Source organism: Bacillus sp. P4_D3 (assembly GCF_056401855.1).
Genome location: NZ_JBFUIN010001222.1, coordinates 1 through 657, shown reverse-complemented (window position 1 = coordinate 657; position 657 = coordinate 1). Strand labels below are relative to the sequence as shown.

At 36.4% G+C, this 657-nt stretch carries 1 protein-coding gene; it reads right to left on the bottom strand.

The features are described from left to right. Nucleotides 1–34: 34 nt before the first annotated feature. Nucleotides 35–657 (bottom strand): MsnO8 family LLM class oxidoreductase (locus AC1DTM_RS30435; RefSeq protein WP_477001697.1); only part of this gene is annotated, 623 nt, incomplete at its 5' end.

Sequence of the window (657 nt, the reverse complement as noted above, 5' to 3'; positions counted from 1 at the left end):
GATGCATCATATGTGATGCATCTCCCTTTCGTTATTATAAATTAAAAGCGTCTGCCAATAGGCGATAAGAGTTTAATTTATGTTCAAATTGATGAGTAATCGTGACAATCATAAATTCGTCAGTATTATACGCTTTGCTTAAGTTTAATATTTTTTCTTTCACAGAAGATGGATCACCGACGATCATACGTTGACGATTTTCTTTTATGCGGAATAGATCATAAGCACTATACGCATAATTTTGAGCAGTTTCGATAGAAGGAGTACCAGTAGTCCGTTTTCCTTGTTCTAATAGTAAAATCGATAAATCAAGGCTTGATGCTATCTTCTCCGCTTCTTCATTTGTTTCTCCGCAAATAACAAAAATAGATACGATTGATTTTGGTTTATCACCTAAATAGGAAGGTTGGAATTGTTCTTGATAAGCCCTCATTACTTCAGGGCCACCGTATCCGTTAATGAATTGTGCAAATGCAAAAGAAGCGCCTTGCTTTGCGGCAATCATTGCACTTTCTCCGCTAGAACCGAGCATCCACATTTCAGGAGATGTTGTGATAACTGGAGTAGCCTTTAAGTTTGCATAATGATGATTTTCTGGTACTTGATCATGTAAGTACATAGCAACATTTGCAATTTGTTCTGGATATTGATCAAGTG